The following is a 19,911-nucleotide window of genomic DNA, read 5'->3' on the forward strand; positions in this document are numbered from 1 at the left end:
TGGCTCGCCGGTTTATGTCTCGCCCGCCGATTGTGGCCGCTCTGCAAGCCGTTTCTGCAACAGCCGTCAGCGAATACGTCGCTCGGGCGGCAAATAAGGTCATGAGATTTTCGGGAGATGGTGCTGCAGGGGAGGATTGAACTCCCGACCTCTCCCTTACCAAGGGAGTGCTCTACCACTGAGCTACTGCAGCTTTCGTGACGGGCCTTTTACAAGGACAGCGGCAGAGCGCAAGGGGTATTCTGCCATTCCGGCGCTGTCTTTTGAGGTGAGCTTCGGACGCTGGACGCGCCGCGCTGTCCGAAGTATCAACGCCTCCATGAAAACAGCCCGTCAAAACCCGCCAAATCAGGCCGATCGCAAAGATCGCCTCAAAGCTGCGCTCAAGGCGAACATCGCCAAGAGGAAATCGCAGGCAAAAGCCAAGAAGGCGGGGGCAGGCCCAGAGGCAGAGACGCCGGCAGAGAAAGAGTAGTCATGGATTCCATCGTCGTTCGCGGGGGCAAGCCCCTCAAAGGTCAAATCCCTATTGCCGGCGCCAAGAATGCCTGTCTGGCCCTGATGCCGGCCACGCTGCTGAGCGAAGAGCCGCTAACCCTGACCAATGCCCCCCGTCTGAGTGACATCAAGACGATGACCCTGCTGCTGCAATCGCTCGGTGCCGAAGTCACCGGAATGCAGTCGGGCAAGGTTCTGGCGATGACCAGCCACGCGCTCAACGGCGAGAGGGCGGATTACGAGATCGTCCGCAAGATGCGGGCCTCGAACCTGGTGCTTGGGCCGCTCTTGGCCCGCCACGGCCAAGCCATCGTGTCGCTGCCCGGCGGTTGCGCCATCGGCGCCCGTCCGATGGACATTCACATCGACGCGCTCACATTGATGGGCGCAGAGATCGAGCTCAAGGACGGCTATCTCTTCGCGACCACCAAGTCGGGCCTCAAGGGGGCCGTGGTCCCGCTGCGCTTTGCTTCGGTCGGGGCGACGGAGAACGTGCTGATGGCGGCCACGCTGGCCAAGGGCACGACCGTGATCGAAAACGCCGCCCGCGAGCCCGAGATCGTCGATCTGGCCCGCTGCCTGCGCGGCATGGGCGCGCAGATCGAGGGCGAGGGCACGTCGCGCATCGAAATTCAGGGCGTCGACCGGCTGGGCGGGGCGACTCACCGGGTGGTCACCGACCGAATCGAGCTTGGCACCTACATGCTGGCCCCGGTCATCGCCGGCGGTGAAGTCGAATGCCTCGGCGGCACGCTGGAACTGGTGGCGGCTTTTGCCGAAAAGCTGGACGCCGCCGGCATCTCGGTCACCGAGACGGATGCCGGGCTGAAAGTGTCCTGCAAGGGCGACCGCCCCAAGGCCGTCGATGTCGTGACCGAGCCGTTCCCCGGCTTTCCCACCGATTTGCAGGCTCAGATGATGGCGATGCTCTGCACCGCCGAGGGCACATCCGTGCTCGAGGAAAAGATCTTCGAGAATCGCTTCATGCACGCCCCCGAACTGATCCGGATGGGCGCCGATATCGAAGTGCACGGCGGCCACGCCACAGTGAACGGTGTTGCCAAGCTGAAGGGCGCGCCCGTGATGGCGACCGATCTGCGCGCCTCCGTGTCGCTGATCCTCGCCGGGTTGGCGGCCGAAGGCACGACGCAGGTCAACCGCGTCTATCACCTCGACCGCGGCTACGAGCATGTCGAGGACAAGCTGGGCGCTGTGGGCGCCGATATCGAACGGGTGCCGGGATCGTGACCAGAGACGCCAGTTTCAAGGACGGCGCCGACAAGCCGCTGCGTCTGCAAGCGTTTGACGCCGACGACCTCGCGGTCATTTCGGCGCTGGTGCAGGACGCGGTGTTTCCGGCCGATGAAATCCGCTGGATCGCGCGCGAGCGCCGCTTTGCCATTCTGTTGAACCGGTTCCGCTGGGAAGATGCCGGCCAGACCCGTTCGGCAGAGCGGGTACGGTCGCTGCTGGTGATCGACGAGGTCGAGCGCGTGCGCAGCCAGGGTGTGCCAAAGGGCGATGCGGAGACCGTCCTGTCGCTGTTGTCGCTGGTCTTCGAGCCGGGCGACGAGGGGCGGGGCAGGGTGGTCCTGACCTTGGCCGGAGACGGCGTGATCGAGATCGAGGTCGCTGTCCTCGAAGTGGTGCTGCGCGATGTGACCCGGCCCTACGCGGCCCCCTCCGGCAGGGCGCCCTCGCATCCGGAATGACCTTTTCCGTCCGTCCTCTGACCGGGGCCGATGCCGTGGCGTTCCGCTTTGTCCGGTTGGAGGCGCTGACCCGGCATCCAGAGGCCTATGGCTCGGTCGTTGCGGATTGGCAGGGGCAGCCGCTGTCGGCCTATGTCGACCGGATCGAGAGCGCGGTGATTTTCGGGCTCTTTACCGACAAGGGTCTGGAAGGGCTGCTGGCCTATACCCGTGAGACCGGAAACGCCGCGCACCGCGCTGCGCTGAACGCGGCCTATGTGCGCGAGACTCGGCGCGGCAGCGGCGCATTCGCCGCGATGTTGGAGGCCGCTTTGGATCAGGCAAGGGCCGACGGGGTGGCGCAGGTCGAGCTGATGGTGTCGGTCGAGAACGCCGCTGCCAAGGCCGCCTATGCCCGCGCTGGCTTCGAGGTTGCGGCGATCTGGCCCCGTGCGCTCTGCGTCGAGGGTCGCTATGTCGACGAGGCGCTGATGATCCGGCGAATGGACGATTGACCTCGCGGGGTCGTCGCCGCGACAAGGCCCGGATGTTTTGACGAAATGAAGAGGGGCACCCCATTGATGCAAATGTTCACCCTCGGTATTGACCCCGCAGGAGGCCCAATCTGATGCCGGTGTTTTTGCGCTTTGACGATCCCGATTTCGATGCTGCGTTCGCCGCCCTTCTGGGGGCCAAACGTGAAGAGGCGGTCGACGTCGACGAGGCCGTGGCCGCGATCATTGCCGATGTTCGGGCCCGCGGCGATGCGGCCGTCATCGAGCTGACCGCCCGCTTTGACAGGTTGGAGCTGACGCCGGAGACCCTGCGCGTCTCGGAGACCGAGATCGACGCCGCCATCGCGCAAGTGCCACCCGCCGAGCGCGACGCGCTGGAGCTGGCCGCCGAACGTATCCGCGCCTATCACGCCCGCCAGATGCCCGAGGATGCCCGCTGGACCGATGCGGCCGGGGCCGAGCTGGGCTGGCGCTGGTCGCCTGTCTCGGCGGCCGGGCTTTATGTGCCGGGGGGGCTGGCGTCCTATCCATCGTCCGTCTTGATGAACGCGATCCCGGCCAAGGTCGCCGGCGTGCCGCGCCTTGCGATGGTGGTGCCCAGCCCGGACGGCGTGCTTAACCCCTTGGTTTTGCTGGCCGCGCGCCTGTCTGGGGTCGACGAGGTCTACCGCATCGGCGGAGCGCAAGCGGTTGCGGCGCTGGCTTACGGGACCGACAGCATCGCCCCGGTCGACAAGATCACCGGGCCGGGCAATGCCTTTGTCGCCGCCGCCAAGCGCCGGGTCTTCGGCAAGGTGGGGATCGACATGATTGCCGGCCCGTCCGAGATCCTCGTGATTGCCGATGCCGACAACGACCCCGACTGGATCGCCCTCGATCTGATGAGCCAGGCAGAGCATGACGAGAGCGCCCAATCGATCCTCATCACGACCGACGCCGACTTCGGCCGCGCCGTGATGAAGGCCGTCGACGACCGCTTGCAGAGCCTGACCCGCCGCGCCATCGCCGGGGCCAGCTGGCGCGACAACGGGGCCGTGATTGTGGTCTCCGATCTCGATCAGGCGGCGCGGCTGTCGGACCGGATCGCGCCCGAGCACCTTGAGCTTTGCGTCGCCGACCCCGAGGCGCTGTTCGCCAAGATCACCCATGCGGGCGCGGTTTTCCTCGGTCAATGGACGCCCGAAGCCATCGGCGACTATGTCGGCGGGCCGAACCATGTGCTGCCTACCGCTCGGTCGGCGCGGTTCTCGTCGGGGCTCGGCACGCTGGATTTCCTCAAGCGGACGACGGTTGCCCGGATGACGCCAGAGGCGCTGCGGGCCATCGGCCCCTCTGCCGAGGTGCTGGCCGCGTCGGAAAGCCTCGAAGCCCACGGCCTGAGTGTCACCGCACGGCTCAAGCGTTTGAACAGCTGACGAAGCTCTTGATTTTCCACGGGTCCGCCGCATAACCTCCGGCCATTGAAGGCTCTTGGCGGGACGGTGCCGCGGGGTGTGAACGCGGTTGCAGGCCGGCGTATTGTGCCGAGCCGAGCGGCCAAGAATGGAAATTGCAATGGCGACGGGCAAAGGCCCGTCAGGTGCGGTCAGCCGCCGGGTCGCGCCGGCGCCACGGCCAGCGATGGGGACGAGGCGATGCCCGAGACGATCCGCTCTGAGATGGTGATGTCCTATACGCGGGTGCGACTGGCACTCGGGCTGTTGGGGATGATGCTGCCGGTGGTGCTGCTCATCGGGGGGCTTTTGCAGGAACCGGGGATCGAGCCCACGATCAGCGATTTCTATCACACGCTCTACCGCGACATCTATGTCGGAACGCTCTGCGCCATCGGGGTCTTCCTGATCTCCTACCTTGGGTATCGCCGGGAACCGGGCGAGATCATCGACGACGACTGGCTGGCCACGCTTGCCGGGATCGGCGCGTTCGGCATGGCCCTGTTTCCCACGCCCAGCCGAACCGGAGAGGTCGAGACGCTGACACAGGCGGTCGTCGGGCTGGGGGTGACGCCGGTGGTGCATTACATCTTCGCGTTCATCTTCTTTTGCAGCCTGTCGGCGTTCTCGTTCCTGAAATTCGCACGGACGGCCAAGCCGGGGCGGCGCAGGCTCTATGTCCTGACTGGGTGGATGATGTTGATTGCGATGATCCTGACGTCCATCGGGGCGTTCATCAAAAACTTCGTCGGAGGACCGGCCGCGGCTTTCGTGATCGACCACAAGCTGATCTTCTGGTTCGAAGCGATCGGGATCTGGGCCTTCGGATTGGCATGGATCGTCAAGTCACGCGCCGATCTGCAAACCGTTCAGACCGTGACCGCCAGCAACACATAGGCAAATCGGATTGCGAAGCACGGGTCTCTGGGTTACCTCGGACGAGCCTCAAGGACGGACCTTGCCATGACCCATATCTCCGCCATCACGCTCGACGATACCAACCTGCCGCCGCCGACGCCCGAAATCGAGCAAGAGCGCAAGGTGGCGATGTTCGATCTGTTGGAAGAGAACAGCTTCGTCCTGCCCGGTCGGGAAGGGCGGCCCGCGCCAACGGGGCCGTTCGCGCTCAGCCTCGCGATCCGTGAAAAGCGGCTGGTCTTCGACATTTCCGATGCCAAGGGCGGCCCTGCTGCCACCTTCCACCTGTCGCTCGGCCCGTTTCGGCAAGTGGTGAAGGACTATTTCCAAATCTGCGCCAGCTATTTCGACGCGGTCAAGACGCTGCCGCCCAGCCAGATCGAAACGATCGATATGGCCCGCCGGGGCATCCACAACGAAGGGGCGCGCGTCCTGCAAGAGCGGCTCGAGGGCAAGGCCGAGGTCGATACCGACACCGCCCGCCGCCTGTTCACCCTGATCTGCGTTCTGCATTTTGGAGGCTGAGCAGGTGCCGACGGACCCCTCCGCCAACCCCCTGCCGCAATCGGTCCTCTTTTGCTGCGATCATAATGCCGTGCGGTCCCCGATGGCCGAGGGCATCATGAAGAAGTTCTATGGCATGGACTGCTACATCCAGTCCGTCGGGGTCAAAAACGATCTGGAGATCGACGGCTTCGCCATCGCCGTCTGCGCCGAGATCGGAGTAGAGCTGTCGCGGCACCGGTCGCGCAGCTTTGACGAGATGGAGCAATGGGGCGACGACCTGTCGTCCTTTGATCTCGTGCTGGCGCTGTCTCCGGCCAGCCAGCGCCGGGCGCTTGATCTGACCCAGTTTTATCATATCGAGGTGGAATACTGGCCGATCCTCGATCCCACAGGATTGGGCGACGCCCGCGAAGACCGGCTCGTCGCCTATCGCCAGAGCCGCGACATGATCGTGCAGCGGTTGATCGCCCGCTTTGGCCCGCCCCGAATTCAAGAGGATGAAACCTGATGACCGATGCGACCCCCGTGCTCCGCGCCTATTTCGATGCCTTCAACGCGGGCGATACCGACGCGATGCTGGCCTGCGTCACCGACGACGTGGCCCATCACGTGAACGAGGGACAGATCCGCACCGGCAAAGCCGCCTTTGCGGAGTTTTGCGCCCACATGTCCCGCTGCTACCGCGAGGAGCTGACCGACATGGTCCTGTTTTCCGCCGGTGCCGGCACACGCGGGGCGGCCGAATTTATCGTCAACGGCACCTATCTTGAAACCGATCCCGGCCTGCCAGAAGCCAAGGGGCAGAGCTACAGGCTCCCCGGCGGCTCGTTCTTCGAGTTGGAAGACGGCAAGATCTCTCGCGTCACCACCTATTACAATCTGGCGGATTGGCTGCGTCAGGTGTCGTGATGGTCGATGTTCGTCCCCTTACAGGGGCTGATCTTGAGGCCGTGCTGCCTGATCTGGCGCGGCTTCGGATCGCGGTGTTTCGCGACTGGCCATATCTCTATGACGGCGATTTCGACTACGAGCACCGCTACCTGCAAAGCTACCGCGAGAGCCGTGGGGCCATACTGGTCGGCGCCTTCGACGGTGCCCGCCTCGTCGGGGCGGCAACCGGAACCCCGCTGGAGGATCACGCCGACGACTTCGCCGCAGCCTTTGAGGGCGAGCGGCTGACCGAGATATTCTACTGCGCCGAAAGCGTGCTGCTGCCCGAATATCGGGGGCAGGGGATCGGGCACCGGTTCTTTGACCTGCGCGAGGATCACGCCCGCGCCCTGGGCCGCCGCATTTCGGTGTTCTGTGCCGTGGTTCGGCCTGACGACCACCCGTCGCGGCCCGCCGGGTATCGACCGCTCGACGGGTTCTGGACGGCGCGCGGCTATGCCCCGCTGCCCGGTGTGGTGGCCCGATATAGCTGGACCGATCTGGGTCAGCCTGCCGAGACGGCCAAGGACATGCAATTCTGGGGGCGCTCGCTGTGAGCCTTTGCCTGCCGATTGCGGCGATTTGACCGCTTTTCCCACGCTGCAACCGTGCCTGTCGGCTGATTAGTGCTTGAAAACCCGGCAGCATGGACGCATATGGTGGCTCGTCCGTAGTTTTGGCGGACAGTGAACCACGGAGAGACCATGGCCAAGGAAGAACTGCTCGAATTCCCCGGTGTCGTGAAGGAGCTCTTGCCGAATGCGACGTTCAGGGTCGAGCTGGAAAACGGCCATGAGATCATCGCGCATACGGCAGGCAAACTTCGCAAGAACCGCATCCGCGTGCTTGCAGGCGACAAAGTGCAAGTCGAGATGACCCCCTACGATCTGACCAAGGGTCGGATCAACTACCGATTCCGGTGACGACCGTCAGGCCCGATGCGGGCCTGAGGCTGGTTTTGGGATCGGCCTCGCCGCGCCGGTTGGAGCTGCTTGGCCAGATCGGCCTCGCACCCGACGACATCCGCCCCCCCGATATCGACGAAACGCCGCGCAAGGCCGAAGTGCCGCGCGACTATGTCAACCGGATCGCCCGCTCCAAGGCCGAGGCTTTGGTGCTGGCCGACGACGAGGTCGCGCTTTGCGCCGACACCACCGTCGCCTTGGGTCGCCGCATTCTGGGCAAGCCCGCAGACGTGGCCGAGGCGCGGTCCTTTCTGGAAATGCTGTCCGGGCGCAAGCACCGGGTGATCACCTCGGTCGCCGTGCGCAGGGGTGCGCGGGTCTGGGTCAAGGACCAGATGACTAGCGTCGATTTCAAACGCCTGTCGCGCATAGAGATCGACGCCTATCTCGCCACCGGCGATTGGCAGGGCAAGGCCGGTGGCTATGCCATCCAAGGCCCGGCGGGCGCCTTCGTGCCGTCGATCAACGGCTCGTTTACCGGCGTCGTCGGACTGCCGCTGTCGGTTGCCGTGGGGCTGCTGACCGCCGCCGGATACCCCGTATATGGAGACGCGCCATGAAGGGCCGCCGCATTGTGCTTGATCATCTGAACGGGGCCGAGGCTGCCGCTCTGCTCGTCGATGGTCGTCTTGAAGACCTGCTCATCGATGACGACACCGCGCCGCGCGTCGGGGCGATCTTTCGCGGCATCTGCGACCGGCCGCTCAAGGGGCAGGGCGGCATGATGCTGCGTTTGCCCGACGGCGCCGGCTGGTTGCGCAACGTCAAGGGGATGCGGCCCGGTCAATCGGTGCTCTGTCAGGTCACCGGCGTGGCCGAGGCGGGCAAGGCCGTGCCCGTCACCGACCGGGTGCTGTTCAAGAGCCGCTATGCTATCGTGACCCCCGGCGCTCCGGGGCTGAACATCTCGCGCCGGATCAATGACGACGACGAGCGCGACCGTCTGCACATCATCGCCAAATCCACCATGGAGGGCGAGTTTGGCCTGATCCTGCGGTCCTCCTGCGAGGGGGCCGACGAGGACGAGATCGCCGAAGACATCACCGCGATGCTGGCCCTTGCCGAAGCGGTCCACGGCGACGCCGAAGGAACCGAGCCAGAGGCGCTGACCGAAGGCGACGGGCCGCATGTTCTGGCATGGCGCGAATGGACGGCCCCGGACGTGGTGACAGAGCCGGGCGGGTTCGAGCGTGAAGGCGTGCTCGACCTGATGGAGGCGTTGAAATCGAGCTATGTGCCGCTGGACGAAGGCTCGATGTATGTCGAGCCGACCCGCGCCTTGGTTGCGGTGGACGTGAACACCGGCTCCGACACTTCACCCGCAGCAGCGCTCAAGGTCAATCTGGCGGCGGCGCGGTCCTTGCCACGGGCGTTGCGTTTGCGCGGTCTTGGCGGGCAGATCACCGTCGATTTCGCGCCGATGCCGAAATCCAACCGCAAACAGCTCGAGCAATCCTTGCGGGCGGCGTTCCGCAACGATCAGATTGAAACCAGCCTCGTAGGGTGGACGCCGATGGGCCTTTTTGAACTGCAACGCAAACGCGAGCGACCGGATCTGGGCCGCTTTATCCGGGCGATCTGATGGCCTGCCCGATGTGCGACAGGCAGACCGATCCCAAGTATCGGCCGTTTTGCTCGAAACGCTGCGCCGATCTGGACCTGTCGAAATGGCTGAGCGGATCCTATGCCATTCCGGGTGAGATCGCCGAGGATGACGACCCCGATCTGCGCGACGATCCGGGCCGCTCGGAGCCGCACTAGATCAGGCCGAGCAGCCGCCACCAGAGAAAGGTGAGCGGCAGGCCGACGACAAAGCTGGCCACCGCCATCAGCGCACAGATCCGGGTCAGTGCTCCGGTGGGGATCTGCGCAAGCGCCATCGCCACGATCAGCGGCGGGGCCTGATAGGGCAGGATAGTGTTGCCGATCCCGATGGAATGGATCATCGCCAGCGTCTCGATCGACCAGCCCGTCGCCTCCGACATCGACCCCGCCAATGGCACCAGAATGACCGGCGTGGCCGGCGCGATGGTCAGATGCGTGACGACGGTAGTGAAGGCGGTGGTGGCATAGAGATCGCGCAGCGCGCCGCCCTGGCCCAGACCCATCAGCGGGATCAGCGCATCGGCCAGCGCAGCGCTCAGCCCGGTCACCTGCGCCGCACCGCTGACACAGAGGACCCCTGCAATAAAGAAGGCGGGCGACAGGTCCACGTCGTTCTTCATGGCGTTGCGGTCCATGACGCCAAGCGCCGGCCACAGGATCAGGGCGGCGATGCTCAGCGCGATCCATGCGGGCGCGATGCCATGGACGAAGTCGGTCGCCCAAAGCGCGATGGCGATGGCCAGCAGGATCAACAGGCGCCATTGGCCCTTGGTCAGCGGGCTGGGGGCGTCCATTCCGTCTGTCGGGTTGGCCGCCGGGGGGGCAGGGGCCAAGTCGGGCGCAAACCGCAGCATCAGCCAGACCAGCACCACCAGCCGCACGAGGTTGATCGGCCATTGCTGGATGAAATAGCCGCCGTAGGGCAGGGTAAAGCCGTAGAGCGCCTCGATCATGCTGGTTTCCACGATCACCGGCAGGTTCGCTGTCAAAAACGCGTATGTGGGCATCAAGGTGCTGCAGGCCGCCGTGATGGCGAGCCCGATGGCTTGGCGAGAGCCCGCGCGGAACCCCATCGCCTCGGCCAGCGCGACCGAGATCGGCAACAGCACCACCACGCGCGGGATGGCCGACGGCACCAGCAGGCCCAAACCCAGCCCGCAGGCGGTCAGCAGCCAGACGGCCCGACCGTAAGAGGTGCCCGTCCGGGCAAACAGCCGCAGGGCGATCTGCCGTCCCAGCCCTGTCGAGGTGATGGCCGATCCCATCACAAGCCCCGCGAACAACAGCCAGAACCCGCTGCTGGAAAATCCGGCAAAGATCACGTCCGTGCCGACCAGCCCCGAGCCGAGGAAAGCCAGAAACGTCAGGATCGCGGTCAGTGTTTCGGGCAGGATGCGGGCCGCGAACAGCGTGATCGAGGCGACCGACAGGGCGGCGGTCCGGGCCAGCGCGTCCTCCGGCGCGGACAGCAGGAACACCAGCGCCGCAGCCGACACCGCCAAGAGAGAGATCAGTCTGGCAAGCCCAAGGCTGCGCAGGGCGGTCATCGGATCAAGGGATCAACACGGTCGAGCCGGTCGTCGTGCCGCTCTCCAGCGCGGTGTGCGCCTCAGCGATCTCCGACAATGGGCGGCGGGCGTTGATGTTGACGTGCGGCGTTCCGGCCAGCAGCCGGTCAAACAGCTCCGTCGCGGCATGCTCCAGATCCGCCCGCGCCGCCATATAGTGCAACAGCGTCGGCCGGGTGAAAAAGAGCGAGCCGTTGTTTTGCAGGGTCAGCGCGGCTACGGGTGGCGGCTGACCGGTCGTCGCCCCGAAGTTCACGAACATCCCCATCGGCGCGAGGCTGGCGAGCGAGGCGTCGAAACTGGCGGCACCCACGCTGTCATAGACCACGGGCACTCCCTTGCCGCCGGTGATCTCGCGAACGCGGGCGGCGATGTCGTCGGTGTTGCGGTCCAAGGCATGGGCATAGCCCAGCTCCTTGATCAACGCGCAATTCGCAGCCCCGCCTGTGACCCCGATCATCTCGGCGCCCAGATCGGCGCCCCACTGGCCGGCCAATTGGCCAACCCCGCCCGACGCGGCCCAGAACAGGACCGGATCACCCTTTTGCACCTTGTAGGTGCGGCCCATCAGGTAGGACACGGTCAGCCCCTTGAGCAGGGTCGCGGCGGCCACCTCGTCGCTGATGCCATCGGGCAGCTTGACCATGCGGGCGGCAGGAACGTTGCGGTGGGTGGCATAGCTGCCGGGCAACATGGCATAGGCCACACGGTCACCGACCTGCAGGTCCACGCCGTCGCCCACGGCAACGACACGGCCCGCCGCTTCGGTGCCCATCGGGGCGGGAAGCGGCAGCGGGATCGCACCGGATCGCTGATAAGTGTCGAGATAGTTCAAACCGATCGCGGTCTGTTCCAACTGGACTTCGCCCGGTCCCGGAGGCGGCAGATCGATTGTCTCGAACTCCAGAGCGTCCGGTCCGCCGGGGACCCTGATCACGACGCGGGTGGTTTCCATGTGTGCTCCTCCAAAGCATGACACGACGAGGCTAGAACGCCGCGACGGCATGTGCCAGCCTGCGCGGATCAGATGATGCGATACTGTGCATCGGAATTTGTAATCGCAGGCAAGGGCTTGGTGCTCTATCTCTGTATCAGCGAGGGAGGACCGGAATGATCGACCTATACACCTGGACCACGCCCAACGGGCGCAAGGTCTCCATCATGCTCGAAGAACTGGGGGTGCCGTACATGGTTCACCCGATCAACATCGGCAAGGACGAGCAATTCGCCCCCGATTTCCTCAAGATCGCGCCCAACAACCGGATTCCCGCCATCGTCGATCAGGAGACGGGGCAAACCCTGATGGAGACGGGGGCCATCATGCTCTACCTGGGGCAAAAGCACGGGCGGTTTCTGGGCGAGGGCGACAATTACTGGCGGATGATCGAATGGCTCATGTGGCAGATGGGCGGGCTTGGGCCGATGCTGGGGCAGGTGCATCACTTCGTGAAATACAATCCGGGCAAGTCCGAATATGCCGAGGAGCGTTATTCCAAGGAGGCCAGCCGCCTCTACCGGGTGCTGAACGCCCGGCTGGAAGGACGCGACTACATCGCCGACGAATACACCATCGCCGATATGGCGTGCTGGCCGTGGGTGTCGCGCTTTGAATGGCAGGGGATCGATCTGGCGGGCTTTCCCAATGTGCGTGACTGGTATTTGCGGCTGGCGGATCGTCCTGCCGTGCAGCGGGGCTATCAGATACCGCATTTCGTCACCGACATCCCGATGCCGTGAAGGAGACCGCCATGACCGACCGCAAGACGCCCGTTCGCCCCGTCACCTTTCGGTTCCCGCTGGGAGAGGCATGGATCAGCACGATCCTCGACGGCGCGCATGTGCGCGACGCCGTGCGCCCGCCGTTCATGCTCGACAAGGACGATGCCGAGCTTCGGGCCATCGCCGCCGCCGCCGGGCTGCCGTGGGACAAGTTCGAGAACGGCTATGCGCCGAGCCTCGTGGACACCGGCGACGAGGTGGTGCTCTTTGACACAGGCTTCGGCCCCGGAGGGCGCGAGGCGGGGGCAGGGATGCTGCGGTCGCGGCTGGCCGAGCTTGGCTACCAGCCCGAGGATATCGACGTGGTAGCCTTTACCCACGTCCACCCCGATCACATCCTCGGAGTGATGGAGGGCGACGGCCTCGCCTATCCCAACGCCCGGCACGTCATCGGACAAGTGGAGTTCGACGCCTGGAAAAGCGGTGAGACGATCCCCGAAAGCCGGTCGGGCAATCGCGACATGTTCATGAAGCTGATCGCGCCGCTGGAAGATCAACTGACCTTCGTCGAAGGCGGCGACAGCATCGGCACGGGGATCGTGGCCGAAGAGGCCTTCGGCCATTCTGCCGGGCACATGATGTATCGGGTCAGCAGCGGCGGCAAAGAGGCGCTGATCTGGGGCGACGTGACGAACCATTATACCTTCTCGCTCCAGCATCCCGACAGCCCCGTCGGCTTTGACGACGACAAGCCCGCCGCAAAGGCGACGCGCAACCGGGTTCTGGGGATGGTGGCGGACGCGCACACGCTCGTCGTGGCGCATCACATGCCGTTCCCCGGCGTCGGCTATGTCGAGCGACGCGGCGACAGCTATGGCTGGGTGCCTGCCACCTACGAGTTGTGGATGTAGCCCTCTGGTTGCGTGATATTTTCGAATAGTCACTATCTGCGTTTCTGAAATGTCAGCCGACTTCTGACGAAACCCGCCACTCCGGCGGGTTTTTTCGTGGCTGGAATCGCCAGTGAAATAGACCACTTGGCTGCTTTTCAGCGGTTTTGTGTGCCGCGGTATGCCGACACATTCAGCGCGTCCTGCGCCGGGGACGCACCGAGAGGCGCCGGCATTGACCGAATCCTGCGACAGGAACAGAGTTGGTGAAATTTCACGGATGTGGGAGTTTGACGTGAATCTGATCCGGCACAAAGTTCTCGACCAAATCCGGCAGGACATCCTGTCCTGCGGTTTCCAGCCCGGCGAAGAATTGCGTGAAGCTGAATTGGCGGACCGTTACGCCGTATCGAAATCACCGGTGCGCGATGCGCTACAACGGCTGCAATTCGAAGGGCTGGTGGAAACAGAGCCGCGCCGGGGCCACAGGGTCACGCCGATTTCGGTGGCGGATGCGCGTGACATTCTGGAGATGCGCGAGACGCTCGAACTGGCCGCCGCCAAGCGGATGGTGCGCGACGCGAGCGAGGAGGATCTCGCGGGGCTCGATGCGTGGCGCGAGGCCGATGTCAGCGATATCCGCGCCTTCGCCAGCTACAATCGCGGATTTCACGTGGCCCTGTCGGACCTGTCCGGCAATCGGCGGCTGGCCGAGGAAATGCGCCGGCTGCTGGACGCCTACGAGCGGCTCTGCCTCGTCTCGCTGGAGCGGCTGCGGGCCGATCAGGGCGATATGGGACAGGCGCTCGAGGACCACTGCGACCTGATCGACGCCTTGCAGGCCCGCGATGCGCGGGCGGCGGCGCGGATTTCACAACGGCATGTCCGCCGGTCGCGCGGGCAGATCATGAAGGGCTTGGAAAACAGGCCGATCGTCGACTGAGCATTGGGCTTAAAGGGAGGACGGAATGAACGTGATGGCGAGCCAACCGAGCAAGACCGACAGCGTGGTCGGCGCCCAGGGACTGGGCAAGACCTTCGGCGGAGGCGCCGTTGTCGCGCTAGAGGATGCGTCGTTCGACATTCGCCCCGGATCGTTCGTGTCTCTGGTCGGGCCGTCGGGCTGTGGAAAATCCACGCTTCTGCGCTTGATCGCCGGGCTGATCGAGCGCACCTCCGGCAATTTGCAGGTTCACGGCAAAGAGGTCACCGACCCGCGCACCGATGTCGGGATGATGTTTCAGAAGGCGACGCTTCTGGACTGGCGCACCGCCGTCGAAAACGTGCTCTTGCCCACCGAGGTCAGCCGTGCGGTCACCAAGGAAGATCAAAAGAACGCCGCGGAATTGCTGCGTATGGTGGGGCTCAAGGATTTCCTCTTTGCCTTCCCGTCGCAACTGTCCGGCGGGATGCAGCAACGGGTCGCTCTGGCGCGGCTGTTGCAGACCGGGGCGGACGTGCTTTTGCTCGACGAGCCCTTCGGCGCGCTGGACGAATTCACCCGCGAGCGGCTGAACGTCGAACTGATGCGGATCGTCAAGGAAGTGCAGGCCACGACCCTGTTCGTGACCCACAACATCGCCGAAGCGATTTTCCTTGCCGATCAGGTCTTTGTCATGACCCCGCGTCCGGGCCGGATCGCCAAGATCGTGGACGTGCCGTTCGACAGGCCGCGTCCGCTGTCGATCCAGACCTCGCCCGAATTCAACACGCTGGTGGCCGAGGTGCGCGACATTCTGGGCGAGGATCACTGATGTCCGTGCATGACGCCATACCGATGCCGGAACAACGGGGCGGGCTCAGCCTGCGCAAGCGGCGGCTGATCATCCACGCCTCGATCTTTCTCGGGCTGATTGCGCTGTGGGAAATCTGTAGCCGGCTCGGCTGGCTCGACCCCCTGTTCTACCCCCGGCCCAGCAGCATCCTGCATTCGTTCTGGCTGATCTATTTCCAGAATGCGAATGTCTGGTATCACCTCTATACGACGATGGTCCTTGTCTTGGCGGGCTTCATCGGCGGCTCGATCCTCGGGATCGGGCTCGGAGCGCTCGTCGGCTTCAATGCCGTGATCCGGCGGTTTCTGAAACCCTACGTGATCGTGCTTGAGGCGACGCCCCGGATCGCGGTGGCGCCGCTGTTGATCGCCGCCCTCGGATTCGGCGCAAGCTCGAAGATCGCGATCATCGTTCTGGTGTGCTTCTTTGCTCCGTTTATCAATACTTTGTCCGGCGTCGTGAATGTGAACGAAGAGCGGCTCGAGCTGTTCCGTTCGCTCGGGGCCAGCAAGATGCAGACGCTGCGCAAGCTGGTTCTGCCCGATGCGGTGCCGGTCATCATGGCGGGCGAACGGCTGGCACTGACCGCGGCCCTGTCCGGGGCGCTGGTGGCCGAATTCATCCAGCGCGACAAAGGGATCGGTTCGCTGATCCTCGTCTATTCGCGCAATCTGAACATGGCCTCGGCCTTTGCGTGCATCTTCACGCTGACGATCCTCGGTTTCCTGATCTTCCGCGGGATGGAGTGGCTCGACCACCGCATCGCCTATTGGAAGAACGAGGCCGGGATGGAGCGCGTCGCCGCGAAACGTGCAGCCCAGATGGGAGACCTCAATGTCTGATGTATCCTCACCCAAGGCACCCGGCACCGCCGACCACCTGATGTTTCGGATCCTGCCGCATCTGGTTCTGTTCGCCGTCCTGCTGCTGATCTGGGAAATGGCCGTGCGGACCGGGATCATCACGTCGATCATCATCCCGGCCCCCAGCAAGATCATCGGCGCGATCTGGGAACTCTACGTCACCAAGGGCACGATCTACCGGCACTTCTTCATCACCTTCACCGAAGCGGTGGTGGGCTTTGCCATCGGCGCGGGCGTTGCCGTAACGCTCGCGGTCTGTTCCGCCCTCTGGGATCCGTTCAAGCGCTACGTCTCGCCCTATGCGATCGTGCTGAACGTGACGCCGGGGATCGCGCTGACGCCGATCATCATCGCCTGGTTCGGCTATGGTATGGGATCGAAGATCGCGCTGGCGGCGGTGATCTCGTTCTTCCCGATCTTCGTGAACACGCTGACCGGCCTCATCCAGCGCGACGAAGACCGCGAAGAACTGTTCCGCTCCATCGGGGCCACAGACGCGCAGATCTTTCGCAAACTGCGGGTGCCGGCCGCGCTGCCTCTGTTGTTTGCTGGGCTCAAGATCGGTCTGACCACGGCGTTGATCGGCGCGGTCGTGGCCGAGTTTGCCCAAGCCACCGACGGTGTCGGCGTGCTGATGAGCCGGTTCTCGTTCCAGCTCAACATGGCGGCGTCTCTGGCGACCCTGCTCAGCATGACGGTAATCGGTCTTATCTTGTTCTATTCCATGGAATTTCTCGACGACCGGATCGTGTTCTGGCGTCGTGAATCGCGCGGGGCCGCCGCGTCCCGTGCAAAGGCCCGCGCGTGGAAATCGCGCATGGGTCAATAACGTCAATCACTCTGGGAGGAGAAAACGATGAAGATGTTCAAGGCAATGATGCTTTCCACGGCATTGGCCGTCACGGCGGCCCCAAGCGTGAGTTTCGCGCAGGAAACCGTCAACATGATCAACCCGCTGCCCCGGTCGATGGTGTTCTATCCGTTGGTCGTGGGCGAGGCGCTGGGATATTTCGAGGCCAACGGCGTCGAAGTGAACCTGCTGCCCTCCGACACGTCGATCCCCTACGTGGCCTTTCTGCAGAACGGGCAGGCCGATCTCGCGATGCTCGACCCGAACGAGACGATCAATGCGCTGAACGCAGGCGCCAACATCAACACCGTCTACGAGGTGATGCAGAACGCGCCCGAAGGCGTCGTTGTGCTCTCCGATGGCGAATTCGGGGCGATGGGCGATCTCGTCGGCACGACAGTCGGGCTCGTGTCCGACCGGGATCGGGCCTTCCTGCAGGCCGCGCTCGATATCGCGGGCCACAGCATCGACGATGTCGACACGGTGGTGCTGGGCGAAAACGGCCCGACGCTGGCGGCAGCGATCCGGGGCGGCAACGTCTCGGCCCTTGTCGGGTCGGTCAATGACTGGGCCAGCCTTCAGGCGGCAGGGATCGGCCTGACGGCGATCACTCCGGACGAGCTCAAGGCGAGCCCGGCCAATACCTTCGCGATGGATGCCGCCATGGTCGAGGAAAAGCGTGAGGCGCTCGAAGGCTTCATGCGGGCCTGGTCGATGGGCATGTATGCCTCGATCGTCAATCCGGAGGCCGTCGAGGCGATCATGCGCGCGAACGTGCCCGAGGAATGGGAAGACGAACTCGCCGGCAAGACGCTGTTCGACATCGTGCTGACCATGAACATCGGCTCGACCGAGCGCTACGGCGATCTGCAAAGGGACGTCTGGGCCGAAATCCAGCCCCGGATGCTGTCCTCTGGTGCGATCGAGCAAACGGTCGATGTCGATACCTTCCTGAACGACGCCTACATCGAGGCCGCGAATGACTTCGACAAGGCACAGGTCGAGGCAGATGCCGCAGCTTGGCTTGCCGAAAACATGTAGGACAGGCGTCTGACGCCTCGTTTTCAAAGATGCCGCCGGGCTCGGGCTCGGCGGCACAGTGACCCGACAGACCCTTTTTTCAGGATCCCATCCCATGACCCATGCCACCATCGATACGCCAGACCTGGGCGACGCCATCAACCGCTACGGCCCCACGTCCGGACGGCCCGCCCCGACAGACCAGCTGCGCCTCGACAGCAAGACCGTGGATATCCATGCCCATGTGATGATCCCCGCCGGGTTCGAGTATATGGGCCCGCATATGGACGTGTCCAAGATCGCGATGGTCAAGCATTCCAACGCCGAAACCCGCGCCATCAACATGCAGCAAGACAAGGACCGGACGATCGCCATGACCGACCGGGACGACCGGCTGCGGGTGCTCGACGCGATGGGCGTCGACATGCAGGTCGTGGCCCCGCCGCCGTTCCAGTGCTGGTATCAGTCGCCCGCCGAGCATTGCATCAAGGGCTCCGAGATCGTCAACGATGGTCTTGCCGAATGGGCCGCTGGTGCGCCCGACCGCTTCGCCACGCTCGGCACCCTGCCGATGACCGATCCCGATGCGGCGATCAAGGAGTTGGAGCGCTGCATGGGCCCGCTCGGCATGAAGGGCGTGCAGATCCTCACCAATATCGACGGCGAAGAAGTCGCCAGCCCGCGCTTCGAGCCGGTGCTGAAAAAGGCCGAAGAGCTGGGTGCGCTCATCATGCTGCATCCCAACGGCTTCACCCACGGCGAGCGGTTTCAGGACTACTACTTCGCCAACGTCATGGGCAACCCGCTGGAAACCTCGCTCGCGGTCAGCCACCTGATCTTCTCGGGCGTGATGGAGCGGTTGCCCAACCTCAAGGTGCTCGCCGTGCACGGCGGCGGCTTCCTGCCCGCCTATTCGGCGCGGATCGACCATGCATGGGGCGCGCGCAAGGACAGCCACGCCAATCTGCCGCACCCGCCGACGCACTACCTGCGCAAGATGTATTTCGACTCTGTGGTGTTTTCGAACCACCAGCTCGAATACCTCGTGCAGACCTACGGGGCCGACAAGATCGTCATGGGCACCGACTATCCCTACGATATGGCGGATTATGATCCGGTGGGTCACGTCGCCGGGTCCGGGCTGGGCGACGAGGCCAAGGCAAAGGTCGGCGGCCTGTCGGCTGCGGCTCTCCTGGGGCTGTAACATGCCTGTTGCGATTATCGGACTTGGGATCATGGGGGGCGCCTACGGGCGCAACCTGATCAAGGGCGGGGTCGAGGTCATCGGCGTCGATCCCGCCGAAGCGGCCCGCGATCGGCTGACGGCCGCCGGCGGGCAGGCACACGCCGAACCGGGGCCGTGGATCGCCGAGTGCGATCTGGTGATCCTGTCGCTCATCTCGCCGGCGATTCTGGACGAGGTCACGACGCAACTGGCCGGTCTGCTGGCCGAAGGTCAGGTGGTGCTCGAGACCGGCACTTTCGCCATGAAGGACAAGCTGGCTGCGCGCGACAAGATCGGCTTCGCCGGTGCCACACTTCTCGACTGCCCTGTCAGCGGCACCGGTGCGCAGGCCAACGTGGCGGATCTGGTGATGATGGCCTCGGGTCCGGCAGCGGGGATCGCCCATGCCATGCCCTACATCAAGCACTTCACCCGCGCGGTGATCGAGGCCGGCGAATTCGGCGCCGGGATCCAGCTCAAATACGTGGCCAATCACGCGGTCGCGCTGCACAACACCGCAGCGGCCGAAGTGCTCAACTACGCCGATGCGCTCGGGCTCGACCGGGACACCGTCTACAAGTTGCTCAGCACCGGGGCGGGGCAGTCGAAAATGCTCGACCTGCGGATGCCTCTGATGATGGCGCACGACTACGACCCGCCCACCGCCAGCCTGAAGATGTTTGAAAAAGACATCAGCGTCATCGGCGCAGACCTCAAACGGCTCGGCGTGCAGGCACCGCTCTTCGATGTGGTGGAGGGGCTCTACACGACCGCGATCCAGGATCTGCCAGAGCAATACGACGCCGCGGCCGTCTTCGAGGTCTACCGCTCCGGCAAAGCGCGCTAAGCCGCTTCTTTGGGTCATAAATATCCCGGGGGGTGAATTGGCCGCACGGCCAAGAGGGGGGCAGCGCCCCCTCCTGTCTACCTCCGGTCCCC

Annotated in this window: 24 protein-coding genes and 1 tRNA gene; 22 read left to right on the top strand and 3 right to left on the bottom strand. The window is 64.4% G+C overall.

The genetic code is table 11. The features are described 5' to 3' along the window. Window positions 1–118: 118 nt before the first annotated feature. Window positions 119–193: transfer RNA gene (locus tag LOM8899_RS10685), tRNA-Thr, on the bottom strand. 284 nt (window positions 194–477) lie between these two features. Between LOM8899_RS10685 and murA the strand changes: the two genes are divergently transcribed. The 13 genes from murA to LOM8899_RS10750 all read left to right on the top strand — a co-directional run bounded on the left by murA (window position 478) and on the right by LOM8899_RS10750 (window position 9,218). After that, complete coding sequence (gene murA, locus LOM8899_RS10690; RefSeq protein WP_093992189.1) at window positions 478–1,746, top strand: UDP-N-acetylglucosamine 1-carboxyvinyltransferase; 1,269 nt, start codon at window positions 478–480, stop codon at window positions 1,744–1,746. After that, window positions 1,743–2,210: a DUF2948 family protein gene (locus LOM8899_RS10695; protein ID WP_093992190.1), complete on the top strand. Its 468-nt coding sequence runs from the start codon at window positions 1,743–1,745 to the stop codon at window positions 2,208–2,210. Before murA ends, LOM8899_RS10695 begins: the two co-directional genes overlap by 4 nt. Further along, window positions 2,207–2,704: a GNAT family N-acetyltransferase gene (locus LOM8899_RS10700; RefSeq protein ID WP_093992191.1), complete on the top strand. Its 498-nt coding sequence runs from the start codon at window positions 2,207–2,209 to the stop codon at window positions 2,702–2,704. Before LOM8899_RS10695 ends, LOM8899_RS10700 begins: the two co-directional genes overlap by 4 nt. Window positions 2,705–2,817: 113 nt before the next feature. Further along, the gene (gene hisD, locus LOM8899_RS10705) at window positions 2,818–4,119 is read left to right on the top strand and encodes a histidinol dehydrogenase (protein ID WP_093992192.1); all 1,302 of its coding nucleotides are present in this window, start codon (window positions 2,818–2,820) and stop codon (window positions 4,117–4,119) included. Window positions 4,120–4,338: 219 nt separating this feature from the next. Next, window positions 4,339–5,034: a hypothetical protein gene (locus tag LOM8899_RS10710; RefSeq protein ID WP_133065015.1), complete on the top strand. Its 696-nt coding sequence runs from the start codon at window positions 4,339–4,341 to the stop codon at window positions 5,032–5,034. 66 nt (window positions 5,035–5,100) lie between these two features. Next, window positions 5,101–5,580, top strand: a complete 480-nt coding sequence (locus LOM8899_RS10715) for a UPF0262 family protein (RefSeq protein ID WP_093992194.1) — start codon at window positions 5,101–5,103, stop codon at window positions 5,578–5,580. Between the two features lie 4 nt (window positions 5,581–5,584). Further along, a complete protein-coding gene (locus LOM8899_RS10720; RefSeq protein WP_093992291.1) occupies window positions 5,585–6,070 on the top strand; it encodes an arsenate-mycothiol transferase ArsC in 486 nt (161 codons plus the stop codon). Continuing rightward, window positions 6,070–6,471 (top strand): ketosteroid isomerase-related protein, encoded by a 402-nt coding sequence (locus LOM8899_RS10725; RefSeq protein ID WP_093992195.1) that lies wholly within the window; start codon window positions 6,070–6,072, stop codon window positions 6,469–6,471. The genes LOM8899_RS10720 and LOM8899_RS10725 overlap by 1 nt, the downstream gene beginning before the upstream one ends. Continuing rightward, window positions 6,471–7,049 carry a GNAT family N-acetyltransferase gene (locus LOM8899_RS10730; RefSeq protein ID WP_093992196.1) on the top strand — a complete coding sequence of 193 codons (579 nt, stop codon included), beginning with the start codon at window positions 6,471–6,473 and terminating at the stop codon, window positions 7,047–7,049. The genes LOM8899_RS10725 and LOM8899_RS10730 overlap by 1 nt, the downstream gene beginning before the upstream one ends. Window positions 7,050–7,196: 147 nt before the next feature. After that, the gene (gene infA, locus LOM8899_RS10735) at window positions 7,197–7,415 is read left to right on the top strand and encodes a translation initiation factor IF-1 (RefSeq protein ID WP_013384801.1); all 219 of its coding nucleotides are present in this window, start codon (window positions 7,197–7,199) and stop codon (window positions 7,413–7,415) included. After that, window positions 7,412–8,017: a Maf family protein gene (locus LOM8899_RS10740; RefSeq protein ID WP_093992197.1), complete on the top strand. Its 606-nt coding sequence runs from the start codon at window positions 7,412–7,414 to the stop codon at window positions 8,015–8,017. The genes infA and LOM8899_RS10740 overlap by 4 nt, the downstream gene beginning before the upstream one ends. Continuing rightward, complete coding sequence (locus LOM8899_RS10745) at window positions 8,014–9,039, top strand: ribonuclease E/G (protein ID WP_093992198.1); 1,026 nt, start codon at window positions 8,014–8,016, stop codon at window positions 9,037–9,039. Before LOM8899_RS10740 ends, LOM8899_RS10745 begins: the two co-directional genes overlap by 4 nt. Continuing rightward, a complete protein-coding gene (locus LOM8899_RS10750; RefSeq protein WP_093992199.1) occupies window positions 9,039–9,218 on the top strand; it encodes a DNA gyrase inhibitor YacG in 180 nt (59 codons plus the stop codon). The genes LOM8899_RS10745 and LOM8899_RS10750 overlap by 1 nt, the downstream gene beginning before the upstream one ends. On the opposite strand, the gene LOM8899_RS10755 is transcribed toward LOM8899_RS10750, so the two are convergent. Both LOM8899_RS10755 and LOM8899_RS10760 read right to left on the bottom strand, forming a co-directional pair. Continuing rightward, complete coding sequence (locus LOM8899_RS10755) at window positions 9,215–10,609, bottom strand: SLC13 family permease (protein ID WP_093992200.1); 1,395 nt, start codon at window positions 10,607–10,609, stop codon at window positions 9,215–9,217. The two genes, LOM8899_RS10750 and LOM8899_RS10755, sit on opposite strands and share 4 nt — an antisense overlap. A 4-nt stretch (window positions 10,610–10,613) precedes the next feature. Then, a complete protein-coding gene (locus tag LOM8899_RS10760; protein WP_093992201.1) occupies window positions 10,614–11,585 on the bottom strand; it encodes a quinone oxidoreductase family protein in 972 nt (323 codons plus the stop codon). A gap of 155 nt (window positions 11,586–11,740) precedes the next feature. Here LOM8899_RS10760 and LOM8899_RS10765 point away from each other — a divergent pair, with 155 nt between their 5' ends. The 9 genes from LOM8899_RS10765 (at window position 11,741) to LOM8899_RS10805 (ending at window position 19,819) form a co-directional block, all read left to right on the top strand. Continuing rightward, window positions 11,741–12,367 carry a glutathione S-transferase family protein gene (locus tag LOM8899_RS10765; protein ID WP_093992202.1) on the top strand — a complete coding sequence of 209 codons (627 nt, stop codon included), beginning with the start codon at window positions 11,741–11,743 and terminating at the stop codon, window positions 12,365–12,367. Between the two features lie 11 nt (window positions 12,368–12,378). Beyond that, window positions 12,379–13,260 (top strand): MBL fold metallo-hydrolase, encoded by an 882-nt coding sequence (locus tag LOM8899_RS10770; RefSeq protein WP_133065016.1) that lies wholly within the window; start codon window positions 12,379–12,381, stop codon window positions 13,258–13,260. Between the two features lie 274 nt (window positions 13,261–13,534). After that, entirely contained in the window at window positions 13,535–14,182 is a 648-nt protein-coding gene (locus LOM8899_RS10775) for a GntR family transcriptional regulator (RefSeq protein ID WP_168770524.1), read from the top strand. A 25-nt stretch (window positions 14,183–14,207) separates the two neighbouring features. Further along, entirely contained in the window at window positions 14,208–14,993 is a 786-nt protein-coding gene (locus LOM8899_RS10780) for an ABC transporter ATP-binding protein (protein ID WP_093992205.1), read from the top strand. Next, window positions 14,993–15,856 carry an ABC transporter permease gene (locus LOM8899_RS10785; protein WP_093992206.1) on the top strand — a complete coding sequence of 288 codons (864 nt, stop codon included), beginning with the start codon at window positions 14,993–14,995 and terminating at the stop codon, window positions 15,854–15,856. The genes LOM8899_RS10780 and LOM8899_RS10785 overlap by 1 nt, the downstream gene beginning before the upstream one ends. After that, window positions 15,849–16,706 (top strand): ABC transporter permease, encoded by an 858-nt coding sequence (locus LOM8899_RS10790; protein ID WP_093992207.1) that lies wholly within the window; start codon window positions 15,849–15,851, stop codon window positions 16,704–16,706. The genes LOM8899_RS10785 and LOM8899_RS10790 overlap by 8 nt, the downstream gene beginning before the upstream one ends. Before the next feature lie 27 nt (window positions 16,707–16,733). Then, a complete protein-coding gene (locus tag LOM8899_RS10795; protein WP_093992208.1) occupies window positions 16,734–17,768 on the top strand; it encodes an ABC transporter substrate-binding protein in 1,035 nt (344 codons plus the stop codon). Window positions 17,769–17,862: 94 nt separating this feature from the next. Beyond that, window positions 17,863–18,951, top strand: a complete 1,089-nt coding sequence (locus tag LOM8899_RS10800; protein WP_093992209.1) for an amidohydrolase family protein — start codon at window positions 17,863–17,865, stop codon at window positions 18,949–18,951. 1 nt (window position 18,952) lies between these two features. After that, on the top strand, window positions 18,953–19,819 hold the full coding sequence (locus tag LOM8899_RS10805) for an NAD(P)-dependent oxidoreductase (protein ID WP_168770525.1): 867 nt from the start codon (window positions 18,953–18,955) through the stop codon (window positions 19,817–19,819). The last annotated feature ends 92 nt before the right edge of the window (window positions 19,820–19,911 follow it).

The organism is Flavimaricola marinus, from assembly GCF_900184895.1.
Taxonomy (GTDB): Bacteria; Pseudomonadota; Alphaproteobacteria; order Rhodobacterales; family Rhodobacteraceae; genus Flavimaricola; species Flavimaricola marinus.

Bases quoted from the DNA above. Each gene is read 5' to 3' on its own strand.
- LOM8899_RS10730 (WP_093992196.1), top strand. From the start codon at position 6,471: ATGGTCGATGTTCGTCCCCTTACAGGGGCTGATCTTGAGGCCGTGCTG.
- LOM8899_RS10755 (WP_093992200.1), bottom strand. From the start codon at position 10,609: ATGACCGCCCTGCGCAGCCTTGGGCTTGCCAGACTGATCTCTCTCTTG.
- murA (WP_093992189.1), top strand. From the start codon at position 478: ATGGATTCCATCGTCGTTCGCGGGGGCAAGCCCCTCAAAGGTCAAATC.
- LOM8899_RS10700 (WP_093992191.1), top strand. From the start codon at position 2,207: ATGACCTTTTCCGTCCGTCCTCTGACCGGGGCCGATGCCGTGGCGTTC.
- LOM8899_RS10800 (WP_093992209.1), top strand. From the start codon at position 17,863: ATGACCCATGCCACCATCGATACGCCAGACCTGGGCGACGCCATCAAC.
- infA (WP_013384801.1), top strand. From the start codon at position 7,197: ATGGCCAAGGAAGAACTGCTCGAATTCCCCGGTGTCGTGAAGGAGCTC.
- LOM8899_RS10795 (WP_093992208.1), top strand. From the start codon at position 16,734: ATGAAGATGTTCAAGGCAATGATGCTTTCCACGGCATTGGCCGTCACG.
- LOM8899_RS10780 (WP_093992205.1), top strand. From the start codon at position 14,208: ATGAACGTGATGGCGAGCCAACCGAGCAAGACCGACAGCGTGGTCGGC.
- LOM8899_RS10770 (WP_133065016.1), top strand. From the start codon at position 12,379: ATGACCGACCGCAAGACGCCCGTTCGCCCCGTCACCTTTCGGTTCCCG.
- LOM8899_RS10790 (WP_093992207.1), top strand. From the start codon at position 15,849: ATGTCTGATGTATCCTCACCCAAGGCACCCGGCACCGCCGACCACCTG.
- LOM8899_RS10715 (WP_093992194.1), top strand. From the start codon at position 5,101: ATGACCCATATCTCCGCCATCACGCTCGACGATACCAACCTGCCGCCG.
- LOM8899_RS10725 (WP_093992195.1), top strand. From the start codon at position 6,070: ATGACCGATGCGACCCCCGTGCTCCGCGCCTATTTCGATGCCTTCAAC.
- LOM8899_RS10710 (WP_133065015.1), top strand. From the start codon at position 4,339: ATGCCCGAGACGATCCGCTCTGAGATGGTGATGTCCTATACGCGGGTG.
- LOM8899_RS10805 (WP_168770525.1), top strand. From the start codon at position 18,953: ATGCCTGTTGCGATTATCGGACTTGGGATCATGGGGGGCGCCTACGGG.
- LOM8899_RS10785 (WP_093992206.1), top strand. From the start codon at position 14,993: ATGTCCGTGCATGACGCCATACCGATGCCGGAACAACGGGGCGGGCTC.
- LOM8899_RS10765 (WP_093992202.1), top strand. From the start codon at position 11,741: ATGATCGACCTATACACCTGGACCACGCCCAACGGGCGCAAGGTCTCC.
- LOM8899_RS10760 (WP_093992201.1), bottom strand. From the start codon at position 11,585: ATGGAAACCACCCGCGTCGTGATCAGGGTCCCCGGCGGACCGGACGCT.
- LOM8899_RS10745 (WP_093992198.1), top strand. From the start codon at position 8,014: ATGAAGGGCCGCCGCATTGTGCTTGATCATCTGAACGGGGCCGAGGCT.
- LOM8899_RS10750 (WP_093992199.1), top strand. From the start codon at position 9,039: ATGGCCTGCCCGATGTGCGACAGGCAGACCGATCCCAAGTATCGGCCG.
- hisD (WP_093992192.1), top strand. From the start codon at position 2,818: ATGCCGGTGTTTTTGCGCTTTGACGATCCCGATTTCGATGCTGCGTTC.